The organism is Neobacillus niacini, from assembly GCF_000759675.1.
Lineage (GTDB): Bacteria > Bacillota > Bacilli > Bacillales > Cytobacillaceae > Neobacillus > Neobacillus niacini_A.
On sequence record NZ_BAWM01000001.1, the window covers coordinates 58,712 to 75,654 of the forward strand.

General features: G+C 38.5%; 14 protein-coding genes and 1 pseudogene. 8 read left to right on the forward strand and 7 right to left on the reverse strand.

Annotated elements, in window-relative coordinates:
* Positions 1-9 precede the first annotated feature (9 nt).
* Together TR08_RS00260 and TR08_RS00265 are read left to right on the forward strand one after the other, a co-directional pair.
* Positions 10-1,065 carry an ABC transporter ATP-binding protein gene (locus TR08_RS00260; RefSeq protein ID WP_045514660.1) on the forward strand — a complete coding sequence of 352 codons (1,056 nt, stop codon included), beginning with the start codon at positions 10-12 and terminating at the stop codon, positions 1,063-1,065.
* Positions 1,062-1,997, forward strand: a complete 936-nt coding sequence (locus tag TR08_RS00265; RefSeq protein WP_045514662.1) for an ABC transporter ATP-binding protein — start codon at positions 1,062-1,064, stop codon at positions 1,995-1,997. Before TR08_RS00260 ends, TR08_RS00265 begins: the two co-directional genes overlap by 4 nt.
* Before the next feature lie 46 nt (positions 1,998-2,043).
* On the opposite strand, the gene ilvA is transcribed toward TR08_RS00265, so the two are convergent.
* Complete coding sequence (gene ilvA / locus TR08_RS00270; RefSeq protein ID WP_045514824.1) at positions 2,044-3,255, reverse strand: threonine ammonia-lyase; 1,212 nt, start codon at positions 3,253-3,255, stop codon at positions 2,044-2,046.
* Between the two features lie 285 nt (positions 3,256-3,540).
* Here ilvA and TR08_RS00275 point away from each other — a divergent pair, with 285 nt between their 5' ends.
* The 3 genes from TR08_RS00275 (at position 3,541) to TR08_RS00285 (ending at position 8,166) form a co-directional block, all read left to right on the forward strand.
* On the forward strand, positions 3,541-5,679 hold the full coding sequence (locus tag TR08_RS00275) for an immune inhibitor A domain-containing protein (protein WP_045514677.1): 2,139 nt from the start codon (positions 3,541-3,543) through the stop codon (positions 5,677-5,679).
* A 702-nt stretch (positions 5,680-6,381) separates the two neighbouring features.
* Positions 6,382-7,560, forward strand: a complete 1,179-nt coding sequence (locus TR08_RS00280) for a ParM/StbA family protein (RefSeq protein WP_152597306.1) — start codon at positions 6,382-6,384, stop codon at positions 7,558-7,560.
* A gap of 12 nt (positions 7,561-7,572) precedes the next feature.
* Positions 7,573-8,166, forward strand: coding sequence for a hypothetical protein (locus TR08_RS00285; protein WP_045514681.1), 594 nt, complete (start codon positions 7,573-7,575; stop codon positions 8,164-8,166).
* 38 nt (positions 8,167-8,204) lie between these two features.
* On the opposite strand, the gene TR08_RS00290 is transcribed toward TR08_RS00285, so the two are convergent.
* On the reverse strand, positions 8,205-8,921 hold the full coding sequence (locus tag TR08_RS00290) for a HoxN/HupN/NixA family nickel/cobalt transporter (RefSeq protein ID WP_045514683.1): 717 nt from the start codon (positions 8,919-8,921) through the stop codon (positions 8,205-8,207).
* Positions 8,922-9,165: 244 nt separating this feature from the next.
* Between TR08_RS00290 and TR08_RS00295 the strand changes: the two genes are divergently transcribed.
* Positions 9,166-9,678: a hypothetical protein gene (locus TR08_RS00295; protein WP_045514693.1), complete on the forward strand. Its 513-nt coding sequence runs from the start codon at positions 9,166-9,168 to the stop codon at positions 9,676-9,678.
* Positions 9,679-9,726: 48 nt separating this feature from the next.
* On the opposite strand, the gene TR08_RS30125 is transcribed toward TR08_RS00295, so the two are convergent.
* Positions 9,727-10,467, reverse strand: coding sequence for an anti-sigma factor (locus TR08_RS30125; protein ID WP_052427311.1), 741 nt, complete (start codon positions 10,465-10,467; stop codon positions 9,727-9,729).
* Positions 10,468-10,470: 3 nt separating this feature from the next.
* Positions 10,471-11,037 (reverse strand): RNA polymerase sigma factor, encoded by a 567-nt coding sequence (locus TR08_RS00305; protein ID WP_045514696.1) that lies wholly within the window; start codon positions 11,035-11,037, stop codon positions 10,471-10,473.
* Between the two features lie 281 nt (positions 11,038-11,318).
* On the opposite strand from TR08_RS00305, the pseudogene TR08_RS00310 reads away from it, so the two are divergent.
* Positions 11,319-11,583: pseudogene (locus TR08_RS00310) on the forward strand (cation:dicarboxylate symporter family transporter); the annotation flags it as partial.
* Between the two features lie 39 nt (positions 11,584-11,622).
* Here TR08_RS00310 and gdhA read toward each other — a convergent pair.
* Positions 11,623-13,005: an NADP-specific glutamate dehydrogenase gene (gdhA, locus tag TR08_RS00315; protein ID WP_081954299.1), complete on the reverse strand. Its 1,383-nt coding sequence runs from the start codon at positions 13,003-13,005 to the stop codon at positions 11,623-11,625.
* A 143-nt stretch (positions 13,006-13,148) separates the two neighbouring features.
* On the opposite strand from gdhA, the gene TR08_RS00320 reads away from it, so the two are divergent.
* Entirely contained in the window at positions 13,149-14,054 is a 906-nt protein-coding gene (locus TR08_RS00320; protein ID WP_045514709.1) for a LysR family transcriptional regulator, read from the forward strand.
* Positions 14,055-14,081: 27 nt separating this feature from the next.
* Here TR08_RS00320 and pepT read toward each other — a convergent pair whose 3' ends face one another.
* Together pepT and TR08_RS00330 are read right to left on the reverse strand one after the other, a co-directional pair.
* Positions 14,082-15,308 carry a peptidase T gene (pepT, locus tag TR08_RS00325; protein WP_045514714.1) on the reverse strand — a complete coding sequence of 409 codons (1,227 nt, stop codon included), beginning with the start codon at positions 15,306-15,308 and terminating at the stop codon, positions 14,082-14,084.
* Between the two features lie 266 nt (positions 15,309-15,574).
* The gene (locus TR08_RS00330; RefSeq protein WP_045514716.1) at positions 15,575-16,834 is read right to left on the reverse strand and encodes a nucleoside permease; all 1,260 of its coding nucleotides are present in this window, start codon (positions 16,832-16,834) and stop codon (positions 15,575-15,577) included.
* Positions 16,835-16,943: the final 109 nt, after the last annotated feature.

Here is a 16,943-nt window from a genome sequence, read left to right on the forward strand (position 1 = left end):
GTTTAATAAATGAGTAAATTATTGGAAGTCAAAGATTTAAAAGTATCATTTAACACCTACAATGGTGAAGTGCATGCTGTTCGAGGTGTTACCTTTGATTTAAATAAAGGTGAAACCTTGGCGATTGTAGGTGAATCTGGATCCGGGAAGTCAGTAACCTCTAATGCGATTATGAGACTCCTTCCAGAACCACATGGCTTTATAAAAGAAGGTCAAATTCTCCTTGAGGGAGTAGACCTTGCGAAAAAAACAAGCAAGGAAATGCAAAAAATTCGCGGAAAAGACATTTCTATGGTTTTCCAAGATCCAATGTCGTCTCTAAACCCGACAATGAAAATTGGAAACCAGATTATGGAAGGTCTAATAAAGCACCAAAATATGAACAAACAAGAAGCAAGAAAAACAGCGCTTGAGCTTCTAACTCTTGTTGGTATTCCAAGACCGGATGTACGTATTAATCAATATCCACACCAATTTTCTGGCGGTATGCGTCAGCGTGTGGTAGTAGCGATTGCATTAGCATGTAATCCTAAAATCTTAATCGCAGATGAACCAACTACTGCTCTTGACGTAACCATTCAAGCTCAAATCTTAGAATTGATGAAGAGTATTCAACAAAAAACGGATAGTGCGATTATTTTTATTACGCATGACCTCGGTGTTGTAGCAAACGTTGCGGACCGTGTAGCAGTTATGTACGCTGGAAAAATCGTAGAAATTGGGACAGTAGATGATATTTTCTACAACCCTAAGCACCCATATACTTGGGGATTGATAGGCTCCATGCCTACATTGGATAGCACTGACGAAGAGCTTTTTGCTATACCTGGAAGCCCGCCTAACATGCTTACCCCTCCTGTAGGGGATGCGTTTGCTCCAAGAAATCAATTTGCTTTAGAAATTGATACAGTGATGGAACCGCCAATGTTTAAAGTTTCTGACACACATTATGCGGCAACATGGCTTTTACATGAAGATGCACCTAAAATTGAGCCACCGGCTGCCGTTAAACACAGGATGCAAGGTTTTGCTCAAACAGGCACTAAGGGCGGTGGAAAACGGTGACAAGAGAAAAGTTACTTGAAGTGAAAAATTTACAAAAACATTTTGCTGTTGGCAAAAAGAATACAATTAAAGCTGTTGATGGTGTTAGCTTTGATGTGTATAAAGGGGAAACCTTTGGGCTAGTTGGTGAGTCTGGTTGTGGAAAGTCGACAACAGGCAGAACCATCATCCGACTTTATGATGCAACTGGCGGAGAAGTTAAATTTAACGGTGAAGATGTTCACGGGAAGAAAAATAAATCTGAATTGCTTAAATTTAATCGAAAAATGCAAATGATCTTCCAGGATCCGTCTTCATCCTTAAATCCTAGAATGACGGTATTGGATATTATTGCTGAGGGTCTAGACGTTCATAAGCTAGTAAAAAACGAAGCTGAGCGAAAGCAAAAAGTTGAAGAATTACTAGAAGCCGTTGGTCTAAATAAAGAGCATGCTACTCGTTTTCCACATGAATTTAGTGGTGGGCAAAGACAGCGGATTGGTATCGCAAGAGCGCTTGCAGTTGATCCTGAGTTTATTATTGCCGATGAGCCTATCTCTGCATTGGATGTGTCGATTCAGGCGCAGGTAGTCAATCTGCTAAAAAAACTACAAAAAGAACGTGGGTTAACGTACTTGTTTATTGCTCATGACCTTTCAATGGTTAAATATATTTCTGATCGAATTGGCGTTATGTATATGGGTAACTTGGTAGAACTAGCAGAAAGTGATGAATTATACAATAATCCTATTCATCCTTATACAAAATCATTGTTATCAGCTATTCCTCTTCCAGATCCAAGATATGAGCGCACACGTAAACGTATTAATTATGATCCTACTGTACATGACACAGATGGTGAGTTTGAGCTTAGAGAAGTTACGCCAGGTCATTTTGTACGTTGTACGGCAAAGGAATTTGAAAGATATCAAAATGAGCAAAAAGTAAAATAAGCAGTTGTAAAAAAGAGTGTTGACGAATCAACACTCTTTTTTACGTCTAGAAATGTGTCATTTCGACAATATCATTTTTTTCTTTTAGGACTTTAAACAGCATATCAATATGCTCGTTATTTTTTGTTTCTACAGAAATATCCAAACCAGCATATCCCGGATAAATATTTTTGCCCATTCGATTGAGGTTAACAGTTTGAATGTTTGCGTCTAAATCTGTTAATGAGCTTAAAACCTTTTGAAGCTCACCTGGTTTATCCTTTAAGGTTATCGTAAAAGTAGCATACCGTCCTGATTCGACTAAACCGCGTTCAATAATCCTCGAAATAAAATTCATATCAACATTTCCACCGCTTAAAACAGCCACAACTTTCTTTTCTTTCATTTTTACTTTTTCATATAGTAGTGCCGACAGGGAACAGGCACCAGAACCTTCTACTAACAGTTTGTTTCGTTCTAAAACCATTAGCATCGTTCTTGCGATTTCCATTTCATCCACACAAAAAATATCATCGACATATTTTTGAATGATTTCAAAGGTTCTCTGCCCAGGTTTTTTAACAGCAATTCCATCTGCCATGGTTGGTGTGGAATCTACCATTATGGGCTTCTTTTCTTTTAAAGATGTTTTCATGCTGGGGCAGGCTAGCGCCTGAACGCCATAGACGGATATATGGGGGTTCCTTTCTTTCACGGCGAGTGCAACACCTGCAATCAGCCCACCGCCTCCTACAGGGCATATAATAGCCTCTACGTCTGGAAGTTGATCCAGTATCTCCAAACCTACCGTCCCCTGTCCTGCAATGACAGAATCGTCATCAAAGGCATGAATAAAGGTAGCATCTCTTTGTTCTCTCAGCTCTAAAGCATAGGCAAGCGCATCATCAAATGTAGCCCCTTCTAAGAGGACCTCTGCCCCATATTGCTTTGTAGCGAGCACCTTACTAAGGGGTGCACCCTTTGGCATCACAATCGTACAATTTACGCCAAGCATTTGACTTGAATAAGCTACACCTTGAGCATGGTTGCCTGCTGAGGCAGCCACAACGCCTTTCTCTAGCTCTTCCTTTGATAGGGATATTAACTTGTTATAAGAACCTCTCACTTTAAATGAGCCAGTTTTTTGGAGGTTCTCAAGTTTTAAATGTACTTCATTATGAGAAAGCTGACTAAAAGTTTTAGAATAGTCCAAAGGTGTTGTATGGACAATCCCCTTCATCTTCTCCCGTGCAATGATAATATCATCTACATTCACAATTCTTCCTCCTGTTGACATACTTTTCCTTAGGATGTACTGATAAAAGTAAACTATGTCTTAAATTCGGGAAATAATCTCTCTCAAAATTATCAGTTGACTAGTAGTATTCCTCAAGTATGCATGGTGGTATTTTGTCTAAATGCCTAAATTTGTATCTTTTTACCTAAAAAAGGTAAATAAAATGACATTTTTTGTATGAATTTGTAACTATAAAACTATTTATTGTGAATATTTGGTATGTTACGATTATTTAGCAACACTATATATATAAAGGAGGAAAAACATTTGAAGAAGAAAAGATTATTATCTGTTTTATCTGCCAGTGCTTTGGCTCTATCACTTTTAGCTCCTATTGCTAGTAATGGGACCAAGGTAGAGGCCAAAACAGCTCCAAACTGGGATGTAGAGCGCTACGGTGATCGAATTGATATTGATGGACAGTTAAACCAATTATCAAAAGACACTACATACTTACAAAAGGCTGAAAAGAAAATTAAGGAACAAGCTGCACAAATTAATATTAATGAAGATAGTGATTCAGGAGGAGATTCAGGAAATAGTAGTACTTTTGCATCAGTTGGAGAGAAAAAATTGTTTTTAAATAGGAACTTAGCTTTTAAACAGTTTACACTTCGCAGTGTAGGAGAAAATGTTGAAATTTGGGTAGCAGATAACTTATCCTTTCCACAAGGTGATCCACGCCCTGCACATGTTGTAACACAAGAACAAGTCGATAAACTACGTGATGAATTTGATAGTAATATCTATCCTAAGGCTACAGAGTTCTTCGGAACACCAGATGCTCTTGATGGTTCGCATTCTCCTTTACCTGAAATGGTTGGACTTCCAGAGGGGTATTATGGAGGCAGCGATAAAGTAATCATGTTAGTAGATAACATACAAGATGAAAATTATGAAGACCCTACGTATCCATTCTTTGTAGCAGGTTTCTTCTGGCAAACACTAGAGAACTATATTGATAGAAATATCATTACAATTGATACAAACAGCTGGGAGACTCGGTTAGAGTCAACATTCTTCGGAACTACTATCCATGAGTTGCAGCACTTAATTCAAGCAGACAATGATGGTGATGAAGAATCATGGGTTAACGAGGGTTTATCTACATTCTCTGAAGTCCTTGGCGGCTATGGTCATGATGCTGGTTCGATTAATTTCTACTTAGATCATCCAGAAAATTCATTAGTTGCTTGGGATGAACATGTAGGTGCAGCGACAGGACCAGAAACAATTGCTGACTATGGTCAGGTACAATTATTTAACTTATACATGAATGACAAGCTCGGTAAAGATTTCATTCGTGCCTTAGCGGTAAATAAAGAAAATGGAATTAACGGTGTTAATGCAGCCTTAAAGGAATTTGGCTCTAAGCTTGATTTCACAAAGCTCTATCAAAACTTTATTACTGCAGTAGCGTTAGACTCTAGTGAAGAAGGTAAAGGATTATATAATATAGACAGTATTGACCTTCGAGGGTTACCGGTTGATGCAGCTGGTACGAAACGTGGCATGACAGTAAATTATGAGAAAGCAATAGCATTTGAAAAAGAAGGCGTTCCAGCATGGGGCGGTGATTTTAAGGTATTAGACTTCCAGGATAAAATTAAGAGTATTGCCTTTAATGGAGTAGATTTCTTACCAATTTCTTGGAAATCAGTGGCTGATCCTCTCGGTTCAGGTAATCAAGTGTTATGGGGAAATCAGGGAGACGAAGCGGATAATACTTTAATTTTTGAAGCGGATCTTTCTGGGGTCGATAAAGCAACATTAAAATTTGACAATTATCTTGATATCGAAGAGCAATGGGATTTTGGAGTGGTTCAAGTATCAACTGATGGCGGTAAGACTTGGAAGAGCTTAGCAAATGAAAATACCCGCAGTGACATTGTCGAAGGAGGTTATCCGAAAATCAAAGAAAACTTACCAGGATTTACTGGTAATATAAAAATTTGGCAAGATGAATCGTTTAATTTAAGTGAGTATGCTGGTCAAAAGGTATTGGTTTCCTTCCGTTACCTAACAGACTGGGGTCACACTGATACTGGCTGGTTTATTGATAATATTGAAATTCCTGAAATAGGTTATAGTAATGATGGCAGCTCTACAGACGCATTTAAATCAATGAAAGAGGTTCTTGGTGAATACGTTAATTACACTGTGACGTTTATTAACGAAAAAGAAGTTGGTAATAAAAAGGGTGCTAAAACGAATTACAAAGTAATCACTGTTGATCCGTTTAATGTTACTGAACAGAATGCATTAACTTTAAGACAGTTATTCCAAGACGGAAAGAACTATATGATTACATCCTATGCAGCCCCTGTAGATAGCCGAAATCCAGTTGACTTTACTTACGAAGTTAAACTGAAAAAGGAATCTCAAAAAAAGAAAATCAAAAAGTAATAGTAGCACACAGGAAAACCCGCATGATGACCGCTAACAAAGGTTATTATGCGGGTTTTTTATTTTTTGGCAGTGTTAAATTTTGTCTGTTGATTTGCGCTCCCTGCCCCGTCCTCCCGCAGGACATTGAATAAGCTTCAAAGAATAAGCACCGCACGAAGAAAATGCGATAGCATTTTCTTTGTGCGGTGCGCGCAAATCAACAGAGTGCCAATATCAACATTTTGCTTTAACCCAGCCTATTTTTTAAAGAGTCTTAAATATGACTTCATTACAATCACGGAGCCATCAATTAATACATTTTTACATTTACCTATTATTTATTTGAACCTACACTAATAGGTAAAAAAACGTACGGAGCAGGAATAGACTCTCTCGATTGAGGGTCTATTTTTTGTATACGAAATATGTATACGTGTTTACGATAATTGTGCACTTGTTTACAACCTTGTATACATTGCGTTTACAAAAATGTTTACATGTATACAAACATGTAAACCTGTTGATATACCGCTATGTGTACGGTTTTGTATACGTTGTAAACAGGAGTGTGTACAACGATTACGTATTGTTTACAATTTTACACTTTCATTTCTTTTAGTCTTCATTATTGAAGAATCTATTAAACTCCTATACTCTTAGAGTAGTTAGATACATAACTTCATTAACATCTTAAATTAAGAGAATGAAAGGATGATAATTTTGAATAATACTAGAATTGCAGCTATTGATGTTGGGAATGATTCGATTAAGGCGATATTTGGAGAAATGGAATATGAGCTAAATATTCCTAATATTATTGCCAGGGATACGGAAGACCGCCCTGTAATTGGAATTGAAGAATTAGATGACAAAAATCCTCTTGATGGTATTCATATAAGAGTCCACTCCCCTGCTTTGAAGGATAATAATGCTATTTATCGTGTTGGGAATCTCGCAACCAAAAGTCCAAATGGAACTGAATTAGATCCTGGAAGCAGCAAGTCTGAAGAAGACCAAACGTTAGTTCTTCTCTTTACTACATTGGCATTGGATGCCGTAAAGGAAGGAAATAAAAATAATTTCCGCCAAACGAAAAATGTCATAGATGCGAACTATACGCTGGGAACAGGACTCCCCCTTCGTGAAGTTAAGGAAGGAAAGGACGCAGGTTATCGTTCAAAATTAATTGGATCTGTCCATCAAGTTGAGTTTCTTGTCACACCTAAGTATCAAGGTTTAAAGGTAAATATCAAGTTTGATGAGATAAAGGTATATCCTGAAGGATTTGCGGCTTATATTAACCTTGTTATGGACAATAACTCAAAAATCATTAATAAAGACTTAATCGATAAACGTATCTTGATTCAAGATATTGGCGGATTATCAACGGATATCGCCGTAATTAAAAATCGAAATGTGGATGATGATAAAGCACAAGGCTTTAATCTTGGGGTTTCAGAATCATTGGAAGCAATCCGTGAAGAGATTAGAACAAAGCATGGTGTCGAACTAGACAGCCGTCGCGATGTTGTTGAAATCATCACGAAGAAAAATGACCGAAATCATATCATGGTTAAAGGAAGCAGGACCAGTGTTCACGATATAACAGACCGCATTCTACTAGATTTAGCAAAGAAACAATATCGTTTATTACGAAATGTTTGGTCAAAGAATTCCCAAACAGAAATCTGCTACTTTGTTGGTGGCGGGGCTACCGTATTAAAGGATTATCTTAAAACATTAAATAATAATCTCGATGGTTTTAATATTGATTTCTTTGAAGATGAAAAAGAAAGTATTTGGATGATGGCAAATGCTTATTATAAGCTCATCATGGATTTCGTTAGAAAATCAGAGAAACAAAAGCCTGAACAAACTAAAAAACCTGTTACCAATTAATAGGGTGATGATATGAAAAAGGCAGGTTCAAATGAAATTCAGCGGGGACAGGCGATTTCCTTTCGTGTCCCTTCTGACACACCTGACCATCTAATTAAGCAGCTGCAAAAATTAAAGGAAACCGAAAGAAGAAATTTTTCAAGCAAAATTGCTGAATTTGTGATGGAAGGTGTCGGTAACGTAAATGCAAGAGAGCGTGAGATGATTACCGTCCCGCTGCCGAAAAAGCTAACAAAAGCACAACGTGACTGGTTAAAGCACGAGCATTCTGAGGCGTTATTAGGAAGTATTATCTATCAATTAATATCCGATCCTGTTCGTTCTACTTCCCTGCTAGCAAGTTTAAATAGCAGTTCAATCGATATTGATGAAGCTTTATACCTTCAAGAAGAAGTATTTCCCGAGAAACCTGAAATAAGATCTTATCCAGATGAGGGTAGTGCTGTAGAGGAAAGTGCTGCTTCTATCGATTTATCCGATATGGATGATGATTTAGATGAATTTGATTGGGATAATGCGAAACCTTTGGTTGAGGAAAAAGAGATTGAGGAAGAGCTTGATTTAGATGACCTGCTGGGTGGATTTCTAGCCAGTATGAATAAATAGATAAATGGACCCGAATGTTTGGGTCCATTTTCATTTCATTATTGAATCCAGAGTTTAAATAAGCCTTCTGTTACTCCTAAGTTGTACATGTAATAGATACCAAACCCAGTACTAATCACACCTGTAACTTGGGTAAGGGCTTTATTTAAACTAAACTTTTTCGCACTAAACACAAACGGAATTCCAATTAAAGTAGTAAAGAAAAGCATTCCGATAACGGTCCCGGCTCCAAAAATCAGAATATAAATAGCTCCCTCCCAGGCACTATTTACTGTACTCATCGTTAAAACGACCATTGCACCGCTTCCGGCAAGACCGTGAACTAAGCCAATCAACATAGATTTTAGGTAAGAAACTTTTTTATGCTGATGATGATGTTCATGTGTGCCGCTATGATCATGAGAATGGACATGATTATGTAACGCACCATTTTGCTCATGCTTATGTACATGAATATTTTTAAAGGAAAGAATAGTAGTAATACCAAGATAAACTAGCATAATTCCTACTAAAAACTCTAAAGACATGGCCCATTTTTCAAGAATTTCACCTTTCATAAGAATAAGCACAATGCCAATGATAAATAATGTTGCTGTATGACCGATCCCCCAAAACACCCCTCCTAAAGACGAACGCAATAGCTTTTTACTTTGACTGGCGATAGTGGATACAGCAATGACATGGTCCGGCTCAATGGCGTGTTTGATTCCGAGTACAAACCCTAATCCTAGAATGGAAAGTAAGGTTATCTCCATTTATCTCTCCCCTTTTGTTGTCTATTAAAAAACTTTTGCACCATTATAGCACATAAAAATGTTTTCTATTAGGAAACTTTTGCTTAATATAGGACAAAAAACGTTTCTTTTCTTAACTTATTCGGACTTATCAAAGACAATTTAGAAAAGATAAAAAAATTTAAGTTTTATCAAACCATTTTATCGACTTCATCGTTTCCTTAGGTGTAAGTCCAAAAAAGGAATTCGAAGGAGCTGAATGGGAATGAAGTTACGTTTAAAGGTCGTCATCGGTTTATCAATCATTTCAATGTTTTTGTTTGGTGGTATGGTTGCAGCAGCAACAGATTTTACACAGTTTGGCTTTAAAGATGTTGTAGCAGAAAAGGTCATAAATGCAGGGGAAGCTGAAAAAATTAGTCATAGCGGAATTAAAATTCAAATACCAGAAGGGGCCTTTGATCATGACGTTCTCTTTCAAGTCCTCGAGGGTAACAATAAACATTTTCAAGCTGTTGCTCCTGAAGGAGAAAAGGTCATTATGAATTTTGCCTTTCGTGTCATCGATTTGGAAACAAACGAAATATTAGGTGCCTTTAATAAACCTGTTACATTTAGTTACAAAGATAAGGATGTAAATAAAGGGAGCATTTATTATAATTATAGAACAGATGGAACGATTGCAAATAATAATGGAGGATCCGTCATCGAAGGGAGAACTCTAACCCATCCGGTTGGAGGAGCGCCAGTCGGCTGGTTCATCACCTCACCTAAATAGTAATATAATTAAAGGCCGATGATTCCTATGAGTCATCGGCCTTTAGCATTAGGTCCCTAAAACTTTTTGTCCGCGAGGCTGAGTGCCATTGGCGTCTGGTTCAAGTGAGATTCCAATGGCTTCAAAAGATTCATCTTTTTCCCTTAACTCATAGGTCAAGACACCATTCCCTTGTTCATCTACATGGAATACCCCTGCACTTCTTCTTTTTCCCTCATGGATTAGCCAGACCTGATAGGCCTCAGTACCCTTTGTATCAGCAAGACCTTGCAGCTGAAAAACTAACTGTTTTTTGTTGCCTTGCTGATAAAGCCATGCCTTTCCTTGTGTATCTTGGTTAGATGGTGTACCTGATTTTAAGGAAAATACTTGAAGTACCTTTGTTGGGGTTTGAACCTGTTTTGGTACCTCTTTCAACTGATTACTGGTAATAATATGGCTCCAAGTTACACCTACAAAGGCTAGGAAGAATACGGCAGCTGCCCATCCATAGAGATTAAATTCGTTTAACCATTTCCTGGGATTTTTCGATTTAACAGCAGGTGCAGGGCTTTTTTTAACTGGAAAAATACTATTCATGACTTCTTCTTTTAAATTGGAGGGAACATCGACATCATCTAATTTGTATGGAATCAAATTCCATGCCTCCTGAAGTTCTTCTAAATCTTTACGACAAGAAGAACAGGTTAATAGATGCTTCTTCATAACATTTCTTTCTTCAATTGATCCTTCACCGATTAAATAACTGACTAATTCATCGGAAAATGAACAGCTATTAAGTGTGCTCATTTTTCATTCCCCCATATCCAAAACTAAATGATTTCTTAATATTTTTAGTGTTTGATGAAGCCTGCTCTTTATCGTTCCTATGGGTTCCTTATTCATTTCTGCAATTTCACTAAGTGTGTACCCTTCCCAATATAAACTTTGGATAAGCTGGATTTGGCTTTTTGATAAATACTGATGCGCTCTTTGGACTTGATCGCGGATATGTTTTCGTGTGACGATATCCTCTGGACTATTGTTGGAGCTATCAGGAATGCATTCTAATTGCTCTTGTTGAAATGAGATAAGAGCGTTATCTCTCTTTTCCTTCCGATGGTAATCAATAGTGATATTACGGGTAATCGTGAGAAGCCAATTAACAAATTGTCCCTTTTCCGGGTTATACCCATACTCGGTTGTCCATAGTCGTGTAAAGACTAATTGGACAATCACTCGTGTTTTCTCCTGATCTCTTGTCGATTTTAGGATAAAGGAATAGACAAGCTTTATGTAACGATCATAGATCTCTTCAAGAGCTGGACGGTGTTTTTCTTTGATGAGTAGCATTAATTCAGTATCGGTCTTGTTTTGCATGATTAGGTCTCCCTTTTTTTAGTTCCAGATCTCTTTAAATAAATAAACGAAAAAAATTGAAGATCGGTTTGTAACATTTTACAAAGCAGGAAGGCATTTATTCTTAAAATCTGATGAATGTTTCTATGAAACTCTTTTAAATATACTTCAAATATAAAAAATGCAGAAGAAAAACTAAGCAGACATAATAATTTTTATTCTATAGATAAGGATAAGAGTAGGAAGAGGAGAGGAGTAATCACAAAATGGAAAAATATAAAAACTATCGTTTTCCTTTTTGCTGGATGTTTGGAATCTTTTTCTTAATTATTTGTGTCTCCCTTTTAGTTGGAGCCGTTATGGGAGCCATTCAAAGCGGAGGTATGATTGGGGAATTGTTAATCCTAAGTTTATTTGGATTCCCGCCTGAGGCACTGCCAATCATCGCGGCGATTTCTACGTTAATCGACCCACCTGCAACCATGCTATGCAAGCGGAGATAATGTTGCGGGTATGATGGTTTCAAGAATGGCTGAAGGCAAGAATTGGCTTTGGAAAAGTGCATAAATAAAAGGGGTGCTCCAAAACCAGAGCACCCCTTTTATTTTAGATAACGCCCTGTGCAATCATGGCGTCAGCCACTTTTAAGAAGCCGGCGATATTGGCACCGACAACAAGGTTGCCAGGATAACCATATTCTTCTGCAGCATTCATACTGTTACGATAGATGTTAATCATAATTTGGTGCAACTTCGCATCGACTTCTTCAAATGTCCATGAAAGTCTTTGACTATTTTGCGCCATTTCTAGTGCGGACACCGCTACGCCTCCTGCATTTGCTGCTTTCCCAGGGGCAAATAAAATATCACTTTCTAAAAATACCTCAATGGCCTCAAGGGTGGATGGCATATTAGCGCCTTCTCCAACAGCTTTTACACCATTGGAAACGAGGGTTTTTGCTGCTGTCACGTCGATTTCATTTTGAGTTGCACATGGTAAAGCAATATCACAAGGAATCGACCAAATGCCTGTACAGCCTTCGTAGTACTGAGCTTCTGGATGCTCGAGGACATATTCACTGATTCTTTTACGTTCTACTTCTTTAATTCGTTTGACAGTTTCAAGCTTAATGCCAGTTGGGTCATAGACAAAGCCATTTGAATCGCTGCAAGCAACAACCTTTGCCCCTAATTGGGTTGCTTTTTCAATCGCATAAATAGAAACGTTTCCTGAACCAGAAACGACAACTGTACTTCCTTCAAAGCTGAGATTCTTGTCTGCAAGCATTTCTTTTACAAAGTAAACGGTACCGTAACCAGTGGCTTCTGTGCGTGCCAAACTGCCGCCATATCCAAGACCTTTACCCGTTAACACCCCTGCTTCATAAGCGCCGCGGATTTTCTTATATTGTCCAAACATATAGCCTATTTCTCTAGCGCCTACGCCGATATCTCCTGCTGGTACATCGACATCAGGTCCAATATGTCGGTAAAGCTCCGTCATGAAGCTTTGAGTAAAGCGCATGATTTCTCCATCTGATTTACCTTTCGGGTCAAAGTCAGATCCACCTTTTCCCCCGCCAATAGGCTGACCAGTTAGTGAATTCTTAAAGATTTGCTCAAAACCTAAGAATTTAATAATGCTCGCATTCACCGATGGGTGGAAGCGTAATCCGCCTTTATAGGGACCGATAGCACTGTTAAATTGGACACGGAAGCCGCGGTTTACTTGAACTTTTCCTTTATCATCAACCCAGGGAACGCGAAAGGAAATGACTCTTTCAGGCTCTACGATTCTTTCAAGGATACTGTGCTCCATGTATTTGGGATGTTTTGTAAAAACAGGAATCAGTGAGTCAAAGATTTCCCTAACTGCCTGGTGAAACTCAGATTCAAAAGGGTTTCGACACATTACCGTATTAAACACTTCATCCACATAATGAAGTGCATTACCTTGTTTATCTTGTTTTAGCTGTTCAATTGTTTTCAAGCTATCCACCTCTTTAATAGGAATTTGTTTTTTTTAAATTATTCGATTATTGATATGAAATATTTTATAATTAAATAATAATCTAAACAATATTAATAATAGATAACATTCATCTCAAAATGAGATGAATGGAGGTGGGCTCTTTGGAATTACGACAAATCCAATACTTTATGGAAGTGGCCAAGCGTGAACATGTTACCGAGGCAGCAATGGCACTGCATGTGGCACAATCAGCTGTAAGCCGGCAAATTTTTAACCTGGAAAAAGAGCTCGGTGTTAATCTTTTTATCCGAGAGGGACGAAATGTCAAACTGACCATGATCGGACAGATGTTTCTAGAGCATATGGAACAGGCGATGAAGGTAATTGATGAGGCACAACGAGAAATTGAAGAATACTTAGACCCAATGAAAGGGACGATTCGAATTGGTTTTCCGAGCAGTCTAGCCTCTTATACACTGCCAACAACGATTTCAGCCTTCCGAGATCGGTATCATCAGGTGAAATTTCAACTGAAACAGGGGTCCTACAATGAGTTGATTGAGGGTGTGATCAATGGTGATTTCGATATGGCATTGATTGGTCCTGTACCAAAACAGGAGAAAAAGGTGGCGGGTACGACTCTTTTTACAGATAATATTGTTGCCCTACTGCCCTTAAGCCATCCTCTTGCTGACTCACCGTCAATAAAATTAAGTCAATTACGGGAGGATTCCTTCGTCCTGTTTCCCAAAGGATTTATTTTAAGGGATATCATCGTAAATGCTTGCGGACAGCTTGGCTTCCAGCCGAAAGTGTCCTTCGAGGGTGAAGATATAGATTCGATAAAAGGATTGGTATCAGCTGGGCTGGGAATTACATTAATTCCAGAAATTACATTGGTAGATGGGCTCCCTCGTTCTACTGTTAAGATACCGGTTATGGAGCCTGAAGTTAGCCGCACGGTCGGAGTCATTATCCCAATAGAACGCAAGCTGCTCCCTACGGTTAGGCTTTTCTATGAATTTTTAAAAGATTTCTTTTCCATTCTAGACCAATACCAAAGGTAAAAGCCCAACCAATCGGTTGGGCTTCATTTATGCTTTTTGTTCAAAAAGTTTTGTAATTTCGATGACCGTGTTTGTTGCTTTGATCATATTATCAACGGAAATAAACTCAAACTTTCCGTGGAAGTTTACCCCGCCTGTAAAAATATTTGGAGTTGGCAATCCCATATAAGAAAGCTGAGAGCCATCCGTACCGCCGCGGATTGGTTTGATAAGCGGTTTAATGTCGAGGTTCTCCATCGCCTGCTGGGCAATGTCGACGATTTCCATAACCGGTTTAATTTTTTCACCCATATTGTAATATTGGTCTTTTAATTCTAAAAGAATGGTATCATTGCCGTATCTTTCATTGAGTAGATCGACAATGGATTTCATTCTGTTTTTTCGAGCTTCGAAGATTTCTTTGTCATGATCTCGGATAATGTAGTGGAGCTTTGTTTGCTCAACCTCACCATTGAAAGAAATAAGATGATAGAACCCTTCATATCCTTCAGTATGTTCAGGTGCTTCCAGCGCTGGCAGCTGGCTATGTAATTCCATGGAAATCTTCATTGAATTTACCATTTTATCTTTGGCTGAACCAGGATGGATATTAGTTCCATTGATAGTGATTTTAGCTGCCGCTGCATTAAAGCTTTCGTATTCTAACTCCCCAAGCGGTCCTCCATCCACGGTATAAGCGTACTTGGCATTGAAGGCGGCAACGTCAAACTTATGTGGACCTCTGCCAATTTCCTCATCCGGCGTGAACGCAACGCGGACCTTACCGTGCTTGATTTCTGGATGTTGAATCAGGTAAGACATTGCGGTCATGATTTCAGCAATCCCGGCTTTGTTATCAGCACCAAGTAGTGTCGTACCGTCAGTTGTGATGAGTGTGTGCCCTTTGTAGCTTGGAAGACTTGGGAAATCCTTCGTTGACATGGTGACGTTTGGGTTAAGAGGGATATCATTCCCGTCATAGTCTTCAACGATTTGTGGGTTCACATTCTTGCCCGTGAAATCCGTTGCTGTGTCAACGTGTGCGAGGAATCCGATCGTTGGCACCTCTTTATCTGTGTTAGAAGGCAAGGTAGCCATCACATAACCATTTTCATCGATCGTTACCTCATCCATGCCAATCGACTTTAACTCCTCAACGAGCATGTTAGCTAATGTGAGCTGTCCAGGTGTAGAAGGACAGCTTTCATTGCTCTCATTCGACTGCGTATCCACCTTAACATAGGAAGTAAATCTTTCAATGATCTCATTCTTCACTTTTACAGCACTCCCTTTTCCATTTTAATAATCTAATAATAGCACGTTCATGGGTGTTGGCGGAAATGCGATGGTGTAGTGAGTGACATTACTACGTCCGACCCCTCTTTTTGAAAAAAAGGGTCCAACCATTGGACCCTATTCTAGTTTTATTAAAATCTCAGCATCTTACTTATCAATTACACCATAAATTAATGGCGATACTTGAACCTCATTTTGTGAAAACATCGAAGTAGACGAGCTCTACTTCGACGTTGAGGCTTAACTTATGCACTTAATTTTACATTCTTCATTCCATCACGCTGCTCATTTTTGTATTTAAAACTTACCGCAAAAACGATTGCGAGTATGACTGTATACGCTGCAAACACTAACCAGATCGTTTGCCAGTCTTTTACGCCGTCAATAGTGAAATAGTCCACTATTACTCCACTAATAACAGCGCCTAAATAGGTTCCGACTCCGTTGACCATTGTCATGAATAATCCTTGTGCGCTCCCACGCATTCGGCGGTCCACTTCTTTTTCTACAAAAATAGATCCGGAAATATTAAAGAAGTCAAATGCAGCACCATACACAAACATTGATAATAGCAATAAGATGAAGCCGCCGCTAGATGGGTTGCCATAAGCGAAGAAACCAAAGCGTAATGTCCATGCCGCCATACTCATCAACATTACCTTCTTAATCCCAAATTTACGCAAGAAAAATGGAATGGCAAGAATAAAGAATACTTCTGAAATTTGTCCCATTGATGATAAAATAGCTGGATATTTAACAACAAGGCTATCTTTATAGTCAGGGTTTAATGCAAAGTCATGTAAAAACGGGTTGCCGAATGTAACGGAAATCTGTAGTGCAGCACCTAATAGCATAGCAAAAATGAAAAAGACAGCCATTTTCTTTTGTTTAAATAACACGAAAGCTTCAAGTCCCATAAGACTGACCAACGACTTGTCCTTTTTGACATTTGACGTTGGACAGTCAGGCAGGGTCAATGAATACAGCGCAAGTAAAATAGAAGCCCCGGCAGCAATGTATAGCTGCATGTTGCTTAACTCGAATCCACCAAGACTAATTGCCCACATGGCAAGAATAAAACTAATGGTTCCAAAAACACGAATTGATGGGAAGTTTTTCGTTGTATCGAGCCCTTCTTTTTCTAAGCAGGAATATGAAATGGTATTAGATAAAGCAATCGTTGGCATATAAACCATTGCGTTAAAAAGCATCACCCAAAACATGGTGCTAGGGTCTGAAATCTTTGCGGCTGTAAATAAGGCAACCGCTCCAAGGAAATGAAGGATTCCATATAAACGATTTGCCTTTACCCAACGATCGGCAATAATACCGACAAGACTTGGCATAATAAGTGAAGCAATCCCTGTTGAACCATAAACGACTCCCACTTGTGTGCCAGTAAATTGCAAAGTATCAATCATATACGAGCCAAATGTAACAAGCCAACATCCCCAAATGAAAAACTGAAGAAACATCATAATTTTAAGTCGCGATAATACAGCCATTGCTTCCTCCCACTGAGCTCATGTCTGAAGCTCCTTTTTATGGATGTTAAAAATATAAACATAATATTCAGAAAATTATTTTATCCAATAATTAAAAACGTTGATAAGG